Source organism: Mesorhizobium sp. WSM4847 (assembly GCF_055811335.1).
In genome coordinates, this window is sequence record NZ_JBVVPY010000015.1 from 172,282 (window position 1) to 187,198 (window position 14,917).

Consider the following 14,917-nt stretch of genomic DNA (forward strand, 5'->3'; position numbering starts at 1 on the left):
TTGCAGGGCCCAGGAAGGCTATCGATGATCAGGCTTCTCCTCGTCTTCGCCGTGATGCTTGCCTTCGCATGCGGCGGGGCGCGTTCGGCCAAGCTGGACTTAGCGACCGTCAATCAGGCCCAATTCACCGCCGGCGAACCGAAGGATGTCGATCCGACGCTGCTCAAGGCGCAGATTCTATTGGATCGCGCCCGCTTCTCGCCGGGGCTGATCGACGGTCGCCTCTCAGAGAACTTCGCCAAGGCAGTCGGCGCCTTTCAGCAGGCGAACGGACTCCGATCCGATGGCAAGCTCACTGCGGAGACCTGGAGCAAGCTCACGGCGACCTCCGCCGACCCGGTTCTGGTCACCTATGAGGTGACGCGCAAGGACGTGCGCGGACCTTTCACCAGGCGTATTCCGGCTCGCATGGAGAGGATGGCCCGCCTGCGGCGGCTCGCCTATCGCAACGCGGTGGAGAAGCTGGCGGAGCGCTTCCATGTCAGCGAAAAGTTGCTCAGGATGCTCAATCCGGGCGTCGGCTTCAGGAGGCCCGGCAAGACCTTGATCGTGCCTGATGTTGGCCGCGGCGATCCTCCCGCGGGCGTAGCCCGCATCGAGGTCGACAAGGACGCTCGCCTGGTGCGCGTGCTCGACCTTTCCGGCAAATGGCTCGCAGTCTACCCCGCCTCGATCGGCAGCGATGAAAATCCGGCGCCAAGCGGCACGGCGGAGGTCAAGCGCGTGGTGCGCAATCCGACCTATCACTACGATCCGGATTTTGCCTTCAAGGGAGTCAAGACCAAGCGTCCCTTCACCATCGCTGCCGGGCCGAACAATCCCGTGGGATCGGTGTGGATTGATCTCTCCATCGAAAGCTACGGCATCCACGGCTCGCCCGAACCTGGCAAGATCGGCACGACCTTCTCGCATGGCTGCATCCGATTGACCAATTGGGATGTCGAAGATCTCGGCTCCATCGTGCAGCCGGGCACGAAGGTCGAGTTCAAGGACGAGACCGCCCGCGCCGTCGACGAGCTTGCCCCGTAGCAAAGCGGACTGGCCCGCCACCTGCTCTCGCAAGGCCCGGGCGCGCGCCGGAGACGATGCCGGATGACGTCCTATGGACCTGACCTTCAGGCTGGTGGCGACGCTATGTGGTGGTAGAAGACCCGTCCGACGACCCCTGCAAACGATCGCGAATGGCTTCCTCAGTTCTGTTTGCGGTCGATTCAACAACTTTGCCGACCTTGCCTGCTAGGGTGCCGGCATCTCCACCCGAGCTTTGCCGGTCGGCCTCTTCCTTGACCGTTTCGTAGGCCTCGGAAGGCTCATGGTCGGACTGCATAATGACGCGCCACGCCTAGCTCTCATTAAGGTCAAAGCTCACCGGAAGGTTGTAGTCTATTGCACGATTGGCAATCATGTTCGCCAGGTCGGAATCTGAGACCGAACATGCCGGTACGATCTGTTTGAGCGCCTTAACGGCGAGTCCCGTCGATATGAAACTATGGCGCCGCCTCCGACTATTTACATACTGTTCGATGAGATTTTCGAGCTCACGCATGTGCAATCCTTCTTTGACGTCAACTGTGCCAATTGAATCCAGCCGTAATCGATCCGGAGCGAGGGCTCATTCACATTGTTTATTTGACGAGAAATCTTGATGCCGCATCAGTGCGCCGACGCGTCTTGGCCGAGGGCGGTCACCGTGGCTCATGGAAGAGATTTAGGTAAGTCGTATCAAAGTCGGCCAGTAAGGCCAATCGCTGGAAATCAAGGATAACAATCCTCCGGTCTTTCCAGATAACCAGGTCCTTCGCTCGAAGCTCCTGCAGTGTCCGATTCACGTGAACTACAGATAGACCAAGCACGTCCCCCATTTCCGCTTGCGTCAGTGGAATAGCGAACTTCTGGTCAGAGGCCAATCCGACTATCTCTAATCGGACATACAACTCGCAAATTATATGTGCGAGATGCTGTTTGGCGGAGCGACGCCCGAGGCAGGTTATCCAAGTCCTTTGGATCGAGGCGTCGATAGTCGTCGAAAGCCAGAGCATCCGGGTGAGATGTGGACTTCCACCCATTGCTGTAAGCAGGTCTTTGTGTCGAATGAAAACTACATCGCACGAACCCAGCGCGCTCACGCTGTGATCCATCACTTTTAGCAGTAAACTATGCAGATCGACAAAGTCTCCCGGCACGTGAATTGCCGTTATTTGACGCTTTCCTTCCCGAATAGCCTGGTTTCGAACTGCGAACCCATTCGCGACAAGGCAGCTTTCGGTGGGGCGGGATCCCTCCCTGACGATCTCCTCATCGGGTCCGAAAGTTACCGGCCGAACCGGAAGAGCCTCAATGAGCGCGATCTCGTCTGGCGGCAGGGTGTCGCGGCGGTCGAGCATGTGAACCAGGAGGTCTTTGCCGAACATCGCGGTGCCTTTTGAGCAGATCAGGCATCGAGTTCCAGCGGCTCGTGCCAATTGACATGCCGCAGGTCCCGAGCATCTACGACTTGGCCGCCTGTCGGACACAGATAGAAATGATCGCTCCCATGTTCGACTTCTTGGCTATGTCTCTTGCCGATCATGGGCGGCCCTGGTTGTGAAAGGTTCGGTCGTCGTTCGAGATCCGTTCTTGTGTGGTCACGGCGTTTCCGAGCTTCCGAGCCTCCCGATACAGGGTCTCGCGATCATTGCCGTGCTTGCCAAAAAGCTCGCGGATCTGCGGTATTGAGAGGCCGAACTTGGTAGCGAAATAGCGGAATTCATAGTCTTGGTCGCGCGCGACGCGGTTTCCGTCGCCAGAACCTCTATTGCTCTTGTCGTCGGCCATTTGGGTTCCTCCCTGGCTGGCCTTCAGATCAAGCGCAAACGCGGATCAGCGTCTTTTGTTGCCGCCTCTTATTAGAATCACGTTATGTTCTATCCGGCTGATGTTTGCCGCTCACCTGATCATGTGGTCCTGTGAGGTGCGGCGCCGGCCGGCCCGACTGGGCAAGCTGGAGCGGGTAGCGGGAATCGAACCCGCGCGTTCAGCTTGGGAAGCTGACAAGCTACCATTACATCATACCCGCGCAGCAGCCTCGTTACCACGCAAGCCGGCATTCGGGCAATCGTTATGCGTATACTCGTGTGCACTCGTGCCTTGCCAGCGGGCCGACTGTTACTCCGTCGTGGCAACGGCATCGTCTGTGGCAAAGGCCGGCCAGTATTTCGAAATTGCCAGAGTGGCCCCGATGGTAGAAAAATGGCCATAGTCGAAATAGAGGAACTGGCCTGCGTCGGCGTAGGAGCAGCGTCCGGCGCTACAGAGGAAATTCAGCGGATCGATAAAGGTGGCGCCTTTGGTAAATGCGCGCACACGGTTGTTGATGTCGGGATCCATGGCCATTGGCCAGGACGTATCATCGAGATTTTCGCGCTTTGCGAAGAACGCGATTTTCCGAACATCGGTTATGAACTGCGGGGACTGGCCGATGACAAACACACGCACACCCAGACCACGAACGGTATCGATCGTTTGCTGGAGACCGTCGAAACTTCTGGCCTCATAATCGGTCCACCGACCGCTGAGCACGACCGTCTTGATGCCAGCGTCCTGGATAATCTTCAGGGCTTGCTGATTGAACCGCATGCAATCCGGGCGTCCATAGGAGAAGTAGGAGAGAATCGGGGGACAGCCCGCGTAGGTGTATTCCACGATATTGGCCCGGAGTTGATTTATGTTGGCGTCCAGGCCTGGAACATAGTGGGCGGCGAACGAGTCACCCCACAACAAAACGGTTGTAGGGAAGCCGCGTGTGCGCGTGCAATCCTCGATATTCCAGTTTTCGATCCGGCTGAAGCCCTCGTTGAAACAGGTGCCATTGCCCCAGTCCCCGACAGGAATCCGCTGTTGGACATAGTCTGGAAAGCGTTGCGGAAAGCCGTTGCCGAGCGCCCCCGCCGCCCCGCCAAGGCAAAGAACAGCGATTGCGCCCGCTGAAAAGGCGAAGATGGGCGCCGGGGCGGTGAAGCTCCTTTTCTGCCGAAACGGCTGCTCGACGTACTTCCAGGAAAACGCAGCCAGCGCGAGGCTTGCTACCGTCAACGCAACGGTCATCGACGGGTCGAATTCTTCTAGTGAGAGATAGTGCGCGAACGCATTGATCGGCCAGTGAACAAGATACAGCGAATAGGAGATGAGGCCGATCCAGACCAGCGGCCGGACTTCTAGTATGCGGCTGGCGATCGTCGAGGGGCTGTTTTGGCCAACATAGATAAGCAGGACCGTTCCGACGCAGGGATACAAGGCGTTGTAGCCCGGGAACGGATCGCTCTCCGAGATCGCAAAGAACCCGATGGCGAGAAGGCCAAATCCGGCCAACCCGAGCAGTTCCATAAGAAACCGGCTGCTCAGGGGCGGGGGGCGTTTCAGCATGAGCACGGCGCCCAGCATGAGTTCCCAGATCCGTGTCGGCAGCAGGTAGAATCCCGCGTTTGGCGCCAGCCACGTCGCCATGAACGCCAGCACGAAACTGCCGAGGATGATCGGCAGGAGTATCGTCAGCCAGCGTTTGGCAAAAAAGCGGTAGATCAGGAACATCAGGATCGGGGCAAAGATATAGTACTGCTCCTCGACCGAAAGCGACCAGGTGTGCAACAGCGGTCGGAGCTCGGCATCGATCGAGAAGTAATTTGACGTTTTCCAGAAATATATGTTCGACCAGAAAGTCGAAGCCGCTATGAGGCTGAGACTGAATTCATGCAGATCCGACGGCAGAAGAATGACCAGGGCCGCAACGCAGGTGAGAAGCGTGACAAAGATCAGCGCCGGCAGGATGCGCCGGGCGCGGCGCCAGTAGAAGCTGACGATCGAAAACTGGCCGCGTTCAAGGTCGTCCAGAAGGCTTCCGGTGATCAGATAGCCAGATATGACGAAGAAGATATCAACGCCGGTAAAGCCGCCTGGAATTGCCGAGATGCCGAAATGGAAGAGTACGACCGGCAGTACCGCAACGGCCCGAAGACCATCGATATCGCGCCTGTACTTCATTCAAGAAGCCCTGTGTTCGCAAGTCACGGTGAGGCAGCGCAGTCCGTCCATCACCGGGCGATGAGTCTGGCAGTTCGATATCAACTGGTTACCCTCTGTCACCCAATTTTGCTGCACTGCAACATAAGTGTCAAGAGCCCAATTCGGCAAAGCGCCGACCGCAGCAACTGAGCGATCGCCTTGATGGCGGGCGGCCAAGTGCGTATTTCTTAAGTTGTGCCCGAATCCGGGCAACCGAATCTGGAGACACGCCTTGTCTGCACTGACGCGCTTTCTCGGCGACACGCCGCTCCGGGTGCTCCTGAAGCTGCTGGTGCTGTCGTTCCTCGTCGGCCTTGTCATGAACGCTTTCGGCTGGTCGCCGATGGATGTGCTCTACGGCATCCGCAATTTCTTCGTCGATCTCTGGAACCTGGGCTTCCGCGCTATTGACCGTTTCCTCGGCTACATCCTGCTGGGCGCGGCGATCGTCATTCCAGCCTTCATCCTGCTCAGGATCGCCAACTACCGGAAATAGAGCAGACGCCGAACCGAAGGTCAGCGTGCGTCAGGCGAAGCCTGAGGCCGTTTCGAACAGGATGGCATGGCGCGCGGCCAGAGCCGCCACGTCAGTCGAATAGCCGCCGCCGATAACGCCGCAGACCGGGATGCCGAGCGCGCGGAAATGACGGATCACCATGTCGTCGCGCGCACGCAGCCCGTCGTTCGACAGCGACAACCTGCCGAGCCGGTCCTCGGAATGAACGTCGACCCCGGCATTGTAGAAAACGATGTCCCAGCGCGCCCTGGCGGTGAGTTCCGGCAGGATGCCGCCCAACCTTTCGAGATAGGCCGCATCGCCGATGCCGTCGGGCAGGGCGATATCGAGGTCGGAAGCGATCTTGCGCGTCGGATAGTTACGATCGCCATGCATGGAAAAGGTGAAAACGCGCCGTTCAGCGCCCAAAATGTCGGCCGTGCCGTCACCCTGATGCACGTCGAGATCGACGATCAGGATATTGCCGGCGACGGCTTCGGCAAGCAGCACCAGTGAAGCCACCGCAACATCGTTGAAGGTGCAGAAGCCGGCGCCTTGCGCGCGCCGCGCATGATGGCTGCCGCCGGCGGTATTGCAAGCGATGCCGTTCAGCAACGCCAGGCGCGCCGCCAGCACGGTGCCACCCGTTGCGAGCTGCGCCCTGAGCGAGACGCGCGGGCCTACCGGAAAGCCGATCTCGCGCTCGATTTTTTCTGGCACTTCGCAGGCCAGCACCTGGTCGACATAGCCGGCGGCATGGGCAAGCTTCAGCCATGATGCCGGGGCCGGCTCGGGCATGTTGAGCGCGGCGGGGCCGGCCAGTCCGCGCGCGCCCAAGGCTTCCATCAGCAGCTTGTATTTGCTCATCGGGAAGCGATGATTGACGGCAAAACCGGCGTCGTAGTCGGGATGATGAACGATCTGCAGGGGCATGAGCGGCAGGTGCTTTTTAGAGCGACTTCGGGTCAGAGCGGCTTGGATGCCCATTGATCGAGGCTGGTATCGCGCAACTCGTGCAGTGATTTGAGCCTTTGCATGTCCGCGAACCGGGCCATACCGGCAAGAATGCGGCCCGGCAGTGCCGGCCCGGCATAGATCATGCCGGTGTAGAGTTGGACGAGATCGGCGCCGGCGCGGATCTTTTCAAGTGCCGTCTCCGCGGAATCGACGCCGCCGACGCCGATGATGGCGGGGTCCGGGCCAAGCAGTTTGCGCATCTTTGCCAGCACGATCGTCGAGCGCTCGAATAGCGGTTTTCCCGAAAGCCCGCCGGTCTCGCCGGCAAGATCGGCGCTGCGCAGCCGCGGCCGCGCGATGGTGGTGTTGGAGACGATGACGCCGTCTATTGCTTTCTCGGTGACCTCGTCGGCGATATCCTCCAGTTCGGCCTCGACCAGGTCCGGCGCGATCTTCAGAAAGATGGCCGGCTGCGCGGCCGCTGCCGCACGTGCGGCCATGACGCGCGACAGCAGCTCGCCAAGCTGTTCACGCGCCTGCATGTTGCGCAGGCCCGGCGTATTCGGCGAGGAGATGTTGACCGTCAGATAGCTGGCGTAGGGCGCAAACCTGGCAACGCCGCGTTCATAGTCACCGACGCGGTCTGTGCTGTCCTTGTTGGCGCCGATATTGACGCCGACGATGCCGGCGCGGCCCTTGCGGGCGGCAAGCCGTTGTTCGGCGGCCGCGTGACCCTCGTTGTTGAAGCCCAGCCGGTTGATCACCGCTTCGTCGGATGTCAGCCGGAAAATGCGCGGCTTCGGGTTGCCGGCCTGCGGCAGCGGCGTGATCGTGCCGACCTCGGCAAAGCCGAAGCCGAGGCCAAGCAGCGCATCGGGAACCTCGGCGTTCTTGTCGTAGCCGGCGGCCATGCCGAGCGGATTGGGGAAATCGATGCCGCAGACGCTGACTTTCAGCCTGTCGTCGCGCACGGGTCTCCCGCCTATCGGCAGCCCGCATTTCAGCGTCGCGATCGACAGGCCGTGGGCGGCTTCCGGATCGAATGCGAACAGGAACCTCTGGCCGAGCCGGTCGAGCACGCTCATTCGGCCTCCAGCGTCGGGAATTGGTGCAGGCCATCGGTGCCGAGCGGCAATGGTTGCACCCAGACGACGGCGTTGAGGTCGAGCGGGCCGTAAAGATGCGGGAACAGCGCACCACCGCGCGAGACCTCGTATTTCAGCGCATCACCCAGTCTGGCGTCATCGACGGCGACCAGCAGCAGCCCGGTCTGGCCGGCAAAGTGTTTTGCCGCGGTTTCCTTGGCCTGGCCGGCGGTGGAAAAATGAATGAAGCCGTCGGCGACATCGATCGGCGCGCCGGTGAAGCGGCGATTTCTTTCGGCCTCGCGCCACAGCGGTTCAGGCACTATCTTGTAGATAAGCTGAGACATGGTTGCGCTATAGTCCGAACCAATCGTACGGGGAAGAGGCAAGCAGGTTCCGGAAAAGTGTCACACGGTTTTCCGACGGAACCTGCGTCAAGGTAAAGGCCAGGGTTCTTCCCCATTTCCGGCGCAAACATGCGATAAGATTGCGCTTACTGGCCTATGGAGGACAAACAATATGCGTCCGCAGCACGTCTTGATCCCTGCAGCCCTCGTCTCGCTCGTCGCGGCATCAGCCTTTTCCGAGGAAGCCGACCGCTACCGGTTGGAAAAGTCGGCCACCGGCTATGTCCGCATGGACACGCAGACCGGTGCGATGTCGATCTGCGAGGAGCGTTCCGGCCAGCTCGTCTGCAAGATGGCGGCCGATGAACGCGCCGCCTTCCAGGACGAGATCGACCGGCTGCAAAGTTCGGTGAAGGCGCTCGACCAGCGCGTCGTCAAGCTCGAGAACTCGCTTGCCGCCCGCTTTGAGTCGACATTGCCCAGCGAGGAGGATTTCAACAAGACGATGAGCTACATGGAGCGCTTCCTGCGCGGCTTCATGGGCATCGTCAAGGACATGGAAAAGGACAGCGGCGAGGATGGCCTCAAGCCCAATTCGCAAAAAACCTGAGCACCGTTCACCGGGGAAGCCCGGCGCACCGGCTTGCCGCTTGAAAACGGCTGATATCGCCGCATAATCGTTCGACTGATCCCGCAAGAAGCAGACAATCATCAATGGGATTCGGGGAGGGCCATGTGCCGTCAGGCTATACTTTCGTCATCGCTGACGATCATCCGCTTTTTCGCGGTGCGCTGAGAGAGGCGCTTGCCGGCATCGGCGACGTCGCCGGCATTCACGAGGCCGGCGATTTCGAAAGCGCCAAGGCGCTGGTCGTGGCCAATGAGGACGTCGATCTGGTGCTGCTCGACCTGTCGATGCCAGGCGCTAGCGGCCTTTCCGGTCTGATCTCGCTGCGCGGCATCCATCCGACGGTACCGCTGGTGGTGGTGTCGGCACATGACGACCCGGTGACCATCCGGCGCGCGCTCGACCTCGGCGCTTCGGGTTTCATCTCCAAATCGGCCAGCATGGAGGAGATCCGCAGCGCTGTGCAGTCGGTGCTTGCCGGCGACATCGCTGCGCCCACCGGCATCGATCTCGGCGTCGAGCGCGATCCCGAGATATCCGATCTGATCAAGCGGCTGCAGACGCTGACGCCGCAGCAGACGCGCGTGCTCGGCATGCTGGCGGAAGGTCTGCTCAACAAGCAGATCGCCTACGAGCTCGGTGTCTCCGAAGCGACGATCAAGGCGCATGTCTCGGCCATTCTGCAGAAGCTTGGCGTCGACAGCCGCACCCAGGCGGTGATCCTGCTGTCCAAGATCGGCAGCGACCCGCTGGCGGCGGCCGGCTGACCCTCCGGCTTTACTCGGCTGCCGACGCCAGCGGTCTGACCCTCGCCATCATCGAGCGCAGCACCGCTGGTTTGAGCGGCTTGTTGATCACCGGCACGTCGAGCCTGCCGGCGCTGGCGCGCACCTCGCTCGAGCGGTCGGCGGTGACCAGCACCGCCGGCATGTCATGGCCATGGATAGCGCGCAGTTTGGCGATCGCGTCAAGGCCGGTCTCGCCGTCGAGATGATAGTCGGCAAGCACGATGTCGGGTCGACGCATGCCGGCCCCCTCGAGGTCCCCCGAGCCGGCAAACGTGTCGACGCTGCAGCCCCAGCCTTCGAGCAGCAGCCGCATGCCGTCGAGGATGCGGGCGTCGTTGTCGATGCAGAGCACGCGGAGCCCGGCAAGCGAAGCAGCCGTGCGGACCGGCGCCTTGGCCTCGATCTCGCGCCGCGGCTCCTGCACTGCCGCGACCGGCAGGACGACGGAAAAGCGTGTGCCCTTGCTCGGGCTTGAAAATATCTGGAGTTCGAGGCGCAAGACGCGAGCGATGCGGTCGACGATCGAAAGGCCGAGCCCCAGGCCTTCGGCTTCGCGGGCGCCCTCATCGAGCCGGGTGAATTCGTGAAAGACCGTGTTCAGCTTGTCGGCGGCAATGCCGATGCCGGTGTCGATCACCTGTATCTCGGCCAGTTCGCCGCGCCGCCGCACGCCGACCAGGATGCGGCCATGGCGGGTGTATTTGATGGCATTGGATACGAGGTTCTGGATCAGGCGGCGCAACAGATTGCGGTCAGTCGTCACGCTGAGCGACGATGGCATGATCGTCAGGCTGAGTTTCTTCTCGGCGGCAAGCGGCTGAAAGTCGTTGCCGATCTGGCGCAGCAGTCCGTCCAGGCTGAAGGCCGTGTCGTCCGGTTTCATCGCGCCGGCGTCGAGACGGGAAATGTCGAGGACTGCGCCGAGAATGGTCTCGACCGATTCCAGCGAGGATTCGATGTTGATCGCGGCCTTGCCCGCAGGTCCCTTGCCGGCCTTTTCGATCAGCGACGAGCAATAGAGACGAGCAGCGTTCAGCGGTTGCAGGATGTCATGGCCGGCGGCAGCGAGGAAGCGGGTCTTGCCGAGATTGGCCTCCTCCGCCAGCATCTGCGCCTGTGCCAGCTCCTCGTTGACGCGGGTCAGTTCGACGGTGCGGTTCTTGACGCGCTGTTCGAGCGTTTCATTGGCGCGCTTCAGCGCCAGGTCCTGCTCGACGCGCCCGGAAATGTCGGCATAGGTGGCAACGATGCCGCCATCCGGCATCGGGTTGGAGCGCAATTCCAGGATGCGGCCGCTGGTCTTCAGCTCCATCTGCCAGGGGCTGACGAAGCTGGTGAGGCGGTTGAGCATCACCACCCGCTGGTCGGCCGGAATGTCGCCGCGCTCGGCAAGGTGGCGCAGGATGCGGTCGAGCGAGACGCCGACCTGGCCCATCTCGTCGGGCAGGTCGAACAGCGCCCGATATTGGCGGTTCCAGCAGATCAGCCGGAAATCCCTGTCGAAGACGGTGATGCCCTGTTCCATCTGGTCGAGCGCGATCTGCAGCAGGTCGCGGTTGTGCTGCAGCGCTTCGGTGGCGTCGTCGAGCAGGCGAAAGGCGTCCTTCGCCTCTCGATCATTGCGGCGCAGCAGCAGCGACAGGATGAGCCGCGCCGAAGAGGAGCCGACGGCACTTGCCAGAAGCTGCTCGGAGAAACGGATGACGTCCATGCTGGCCTGCTCGTTGCCGTGCAGCGAAGCGCCGTTGCTCTTTTCGAACGACTGAAACGACCGTTCAGTGCGTTCGACGCCGAGATAGCGCGCGATGGTGTCCTTGAGGTCGTTGACGGTGACGGTGGTGCGGAAGCGGCGCAGGCTCGGCATCGGGCTCGCCTCGCGCGGCACGAAAATCGACGCCTGGATGCGCTCCAGCGGCACCGACGCGCGCGACAGCGAGCCTAGCACGAAGAACAGCGTGTTGACCGACAGGCTCCACAGGACACCGTGGTTCAGCGGCTCGGCGACGGTGCCGAACAGCGCTTGCGGCCGCAACGCTTCGAAACCGAACAGGCCGTGGACGACGATGCCGGTATCGGACGCGGCGAGCGAAGGAAGCAGCAGCGTATAGCTCCAGACGACGATGCCGGCGACCATGCCGAGCGCCGCCCCCCTGCCGTTGGCGCCGCGCCAGATCAGCCCGCCGATCAAGGCCGGCGCGAACTGCGCGATCGCGGCGAACGACATCAGGCCGATCGAGGAGAGCCGCGCGCTGTTGGTGCTCTCGCGATAATAGAGGAAGGCGACGAACAGCATGATGAAGATCGCCGCCCGTCGCACGTTGAGGATGAGCGCTGACCAGTCCTCGTTCTCGGATGTCGTGGTCTTGAGCAGGCGACGCACAAACAGTGGAATGACGAGGTCGTTGGAGATCATGATCGACAGCGCGACGCTTTCGACGATCACCATCGCGGTCGCCGCCGACAGGCCGCCGATGAACGCCGCCATAGCCAACACATCGTGACCGCTGAGCAGCGGCAGCGACAGGACATAGAGGTCGCTGCTGGTCCTGGTGCCGACCAGCGCCAGGCCGGCGAGCGCGATCGGCAGCACGAAAAGGTTGATCGCCACCAGATAGAGCGGAAACACCCATGTCGCGGTGCGCAGTTCGGCCTCGCTGCGGTTCTCGACGATGGTGACATAGAACTGGCGCGGCAGCATGATGATGGCGAAACCGCTCAAACACGTCAGCACCAGCCAGGTTGCGAGCGAGGTGCTGTAGCTCATCGCTTGCTGAACTTGCGAATTCTCGGCGAGCTTGTCGACCATATCGCCCGGGCCGCCGAAGATCAGGAAGGTCACCATCAGGCCGATCGCCAGGAAGGCGGCGAGCTTGACCACAGTTTCGACCGCTACCGCCAGCACCAGCCCGTCCTGGTGTTCGGTGGCGTCGGCGTGGCGCGTGCCGAACAGCACCGCAAATAGCGCAAGCAGCATGGCGACGACCAGCGAGATGTCGCTGACGAATGGATCGAACGAAGGCGGCGAGCCGGTATAATGCTCGACCATCAGGCTGACCGAGCCGGAAATCGCCTTCAACTGCAGTGCCATGTAAGGCACCGCGCCGATCGTCGCGATCAGCGTGGCGATCGCTGCCACGGCAAAACTCTTGCCGTAGCGGGCGCCGAGGAAGTCGGCGATCGAAGTGATCTTCTCTGTCTTGGCCAGCCTGACGATGCGCCGAAGCAGCGGAAAGCCGAACACGAACACCAGCACCGGGCCGATATAGATGCCGAGGAATTCGAGGCCGCGCTCGGAGGAAAGGCCGACCGAACCGAAGAAGGTCCAGGAGGTGCAGTAGATCGCCAGGCTGAGCGCATAGATGAAGGGCCGGGCTCGGTCAGGCCCGGATGTCGTCGAGCGTTGGTCGCCGAGGCTGGCGATGACGAACAGCAACGTCACATAGGCGATCGCGATGATGACGATGAACCAGCCCTGCACGGCCCCAAAATCCTCCCTTGCCGGTTTTTGCATCCGGCCTGCTGAGACGCAATCACAGCTTGGCGATCAAGTCCATCGCGGCTTTCGGCGCAGGATGGCTGCGGCTTCGGGAAATTTTGGCCGGAACCGGTCTTTTGCCGATGCTGCAACCGTAGGTTTTTGCTATTGTGCCAGTGGGGGGAACGAAGCGGGGCCGAACGAAGCGGGCAGAGGAGGCGGCCTGGCCCGTCAGGACAAGGAGGGTCGGATGCTGAAAGAATTCCAGGAATTCATTTCCAGGGGCAATGTCATGGACCTGGCCGTCGGCGTCATCATCGGCGCCGCCTTCGGCAAGATCGTCGATTCCCTAGTCAACGACATCATCATGCCGATAATCGGGGCGATTTTCGGCGGACTCGACTTCAACAATTATTTCCTGCCCTTGTCCTCAGCGGTCAACGCCACATCGCTGGCGGAAGCCAAGAGGCAGGGCGCAGTCTTCGCCTATGGCAGTTTCATCACCGTGGCGCTGAACTTCATCATCCTCGCCTTCATCATCTTCCTGATGATCAAAGCGGTGAACGATCTGCGCAGGCGGCTGGAGCGTGAGAAGCCCGTTGCGCCTGCTGCCGCTCCGCCGGCCGATGTCGCGCTGCTCACCGAAATTCGCGATCTCCTCGCCAGGAAATAGCGCAGGGGCAAGATCTCTGGACCAAAACCCCGGTCGATTTCGGCCGGGGTTTTCTATTTTCGCCTGTCGCAAAACACGCTAGCTGTCCGGAAGGCGAAAAACGGATCCATCCATGACCCTGATCGAGAATTTGCGCGCCGAGGCCCGGGCCGCGCCCGAAAGCGGCATTGTCGCCGTCATGAACCGCGGCCGCGACCGCGACGGCATGATCCCGCTCTGGGCCGGCGAGGGCGACCTGCCGACGCCCGCCTTCATCACCGATGCCGCTGCCCGGGCGCTGGCCGGCGGCGAAACCTTTTATACCTGGCAGAAAGGCATCCCCGAACTGCGGCAGGCGCTCGCCCGCTATTACATCAGGCATTTCGGCAAGAGCTTCGCCGAGCAAGAATTCATCGTCACCGGCTCTGGCATGCATGCCATCCAGCTGGCGCTCGACGCTGTCGCCGGCAATGGCGACGAGGTCGTCTATCTGTCGCCGGCCTGGCCGAACTTCGCCGCAGCCGCCGGCGTGGCGGGCGCCGTCCCGGTCGCGGTCACGCTCGACCAGTCCGGCAATGGCTGGTCCTGTGACATCGGCAAGATCGAGGCGGCGATCACGCCAAGGGCAAAGGCGCTGTTTGTCAACACACCGTCCAACCCGACCGGTTGGACCGCCGACAGGAAGACGCTGCAGGCGATCCTCGACCTTGCCCGCGAACGGGGGCTGTGGATCATCGCCGACGAGATCTATTCGCTGTTCCACTACGGCGACAGCCGCGCGCCGTCCTTCATCGACATCATGGCCGACGAGGATCGCATCCTGTTCGTCAACAGTTTTTCCAAGAACTGGTCGATGACCGGCTGGCGGGTCGGCTGGATCAAGGTCCATCCCTGCCTGCAGCAGGTGTTCGAGAACCTGGTCCAGTATTCGACCTCCGGCGTTGCCCAGTTCATGCAGCGCGGCGCCGTCGTCGCGCTCGACGAAGGCGACGCCTTCATCGTCGAGCAGGTGGAGCGGGCGAGGGCGGCGCGTGACCTGGTCTGCGGCATCCTGGCTGCGACCGGCAGGGCACGCTTTACCGTGCCGCAGGGCGCGTTCTATCTGTTCTTCGCAGTCGACGGCATCACCGATTCACGCGCCGCCGCCTTCGACATCGTCGACCGCGCCAATGTCGGCCTGGCGCCCGGAACCGCATTCGGTCCCGGCGGCGAAGCCTTCCTCAGGCTATGCTTCCACCGCCGCCTCGACCAGCTCGAGGAGGCCGCGCACCGGCTGGCGAAGTGGATGAAAAGTGTGTGAGGTTGAGGTCCGCGCCAAGCCGGACAGCTGCGAACCGTTGCACTCCTTGGCCAACGTAACGGCATGGATCCTAGGTGTTTAGTCCCGGCATTTGATGGGTGGGATCGAATCGGAACCGTTCAGGCTCTTTTGCCCAGATTTTGCAGATGAAC

At 61.6% G+C, this 14,917-nt stretch carries 14 protein-coding genes and 1 tRNA gene; 6 read left to right on the top strand and 9 right to left on the bottom strand.

What is annotated here, in order from left to right:
- Positions 1–24 precede the first annotated feature (24 nt).
- Complete coding sequence (locus AC0L28_RS22115) at positions 25–1,029, top strand: L,D-transpeptidase family protein (protein ID WP_128169178.1); 1,005 nt, start codon at positions 25–27, stop codon at positions 1,027–1,029.
- Between the two features lie 103 nt (positions 1,030–1,132).
- Here the strand turns inward: AC0L28_RS22115 and AC0L28_RS22120 are convergent, their stop codons facing one another.
- From AC0L28_RS22120 to AC0L28_RS22140, 5 genes are all read right to left on the bottom strand, one after another.
- The gene (locus AC0L28_RS22120) at positions 1,133–1,327 is read right to left on the bottom strand and encodes a hypothetical protein (protein ID WP_128169177.1); all 195 of its coding nucleotides are present in this window, start codon (positions 1,325–1,327) and stop codon (positions 1,133–1,135) included.
- Between the two features lie 358 nt (positions 1,328–1,685).
- Positions 1,686–2,411, bottom strand: a complete 726-nt coding sequence (locus AC0L28_RS22125; RefSeq protein WP_287345642.1) for a Crp/Fnr family transcriptional regulator — start codon at positions 2,409–2,411, stop codon at positions 1,686–1,688.
- A 154-nt stretch (positions 2,412–2,565) separates the two neighbouring features.
- Positions 2,566–2,814, bottom strand: coding sequence for a DUF3606 domain-containing protein (locus AC0L28_RS22130; RefSeq protein ID WP_023802203.1), 249 nt, complete (start codon positions 2,812–2,814; stop codon positions 2,566–2,568).
- Between the two features lie 167 nt (positions 2,815–2,981).
- Positions 2,982–3,055 (bottom strand) — tRNA-Gly (locus AC0L28_RS22135).
- 89 nt (positions 3,056–3,144) lie between these two features.
- Positions 3,145–5,016 (bottom strand): acyltransferase family protein, encoded by a 1,872-nt coding sequence (locus tag AC0L28_RS22140; RefSeq protein WP_473480157.1) that lies wholly within the window; start codon positions 5,014–5,016, stop codon positions 3,145–3,147.
- A 253-nt stretch (positions 5,017–5,269) separates the two neighbouring features.
- Between AC0L28_RS22140 and AC0L28_RS22145 the strand changes: the two genes are divergently transcribed.
- Positions 5,270–5,533, top strand: coding sequence for a DUF6460 domain-containing protein (locus AC0L28_RS22145; RefSeq protein WP_023803306.1), 264 nt, complete (start codon positions 5,270–5,272; stop codon positions 5,531–5,533).
- Between the two features lie 30 nt (positions 5,534–5,563).
- Here the strand turns inward: AC0L28_RS22145 and AC0L28_RS22150 are convergent, their stop codons facing one another.
- From AC0L28_RS22150 to AC0L28_RS22160, 3 genes are read right to left on the bottom strand one after another with little or no spacing between them, the layout of a single operon-like run.
- Positions 5,564–6,466, bottom strand: a complete 903-nt coding sequence (locus tag AC0L28_RS22150) for a histone deacetylase family protein (protein WP_473480159.1) — start codon at positions 6,464–6,466, stop codon at positions 5,564–5,566.
- Positions 6,467–6,498: 32 nt separating this feature from the next.
- Complete coding sequence (locus AC0L28_RS22155; RefSeq protein WP_473480161.1) at positions 6,499–7,575, bottom strand: quinone-dependent dihydroorotate dehydrogenase; 1,077 nt, start codon at positions 7,573–7,575, stop codon at positions 6,499–6,501.
- Positions 7,572–7,922 carry a DUF952 domain-containing protein gene (locus tag AC0L28_RS22160; protein WP_128178048.1) on the bottom strand — a complete coding sequence of 117 codons (351 nt, stop codon included), beginning with the start codon at positions 7,920–7,922 and terminating at the stop codon, positions 7,572–7,574. Before AC0L28_RS22160 ends, AC0L28_RS22155 begins: the two co-directional genes overlap by 4 nt.
- A 172-nt stretch (positions 7,923–8,094) precedes the next feature.
- Here AC0L28_RS22160 and AC0L28_RS22165 point away from each other — a divergent pair, with 172 nt between their 5' ends.
- The gene (locus AC0L28_RS22165; protein ID WP_023803302.1) at positions 8,095–8,532 is read left to right on the top strand and encodes a hypothetical protein; all 438 of its coding nucleotides are present in this window, start codon (positions 8,095–8,097) and stop codon (positions 8,530–8,532) included.
- Positions 8,533–8,657: 125 nt separating this feature from the next.
- Positions 8,658–9,317, top strand: coding sequence for a response regulator transcription factor (locus AC0L28_RS22170; protein WP_023803301.1), 660 nt, complete (start codon positions 8,658–8,660; stop codon positions 9,315–9,317).
- Between the two features lie 10 nt (positions 9,318–9,327).
- Here AC0L28_RS22170 and AC0L28_RS22175 read toward each other — a convergent pair whose 3' ends face one another.
- Complete coding sequence (locus AC0L28_RS22175) at positions 9,328–12,816, bottom strand: hybrid sensor histidine kinase/response regulator (protein ID WP_023803300.1); 3,489 nt, start codon at positions 12,814–12,816, stop codon at positions 9,328–9,330.
- Positions 12,817–13,063: 247 nt separating this feature from the next.
- Between AC0L28_RS22175 and mscL the strand changes: the two genes are divergently transcribed.
- Together mscL and AC0L28_RS22185 are read left to right on the top strand one after the other, a co-directional pair.
- On the top strand, positions 13,064–13,486 hold the full coding sequence (gene mscL / locus AC0L28_RS22180; protein ID WP_023803298.1) for a large conductance mechanosensitive channel protein MscL: 423 nt from the start codon (positions 13,064–13,066) through the stop codon (positions 13,484–13,486).
- A gap of 112 nt (positions 13,487–13,598) precedes the next feature.
- Positions 13,599–14,765, top strand: a complete 1,167-nt coding sequence (locus AC0L28_RS22185) for a pyridoxal phosphate-dependent aminotransferase (protein ID WP_473480164.1) — start codon at positions 13,599–13,601, stop codon at positions 14,763–14,765.
- Positions 14,766–14,917: the final 152 nt, after the last annotated feature.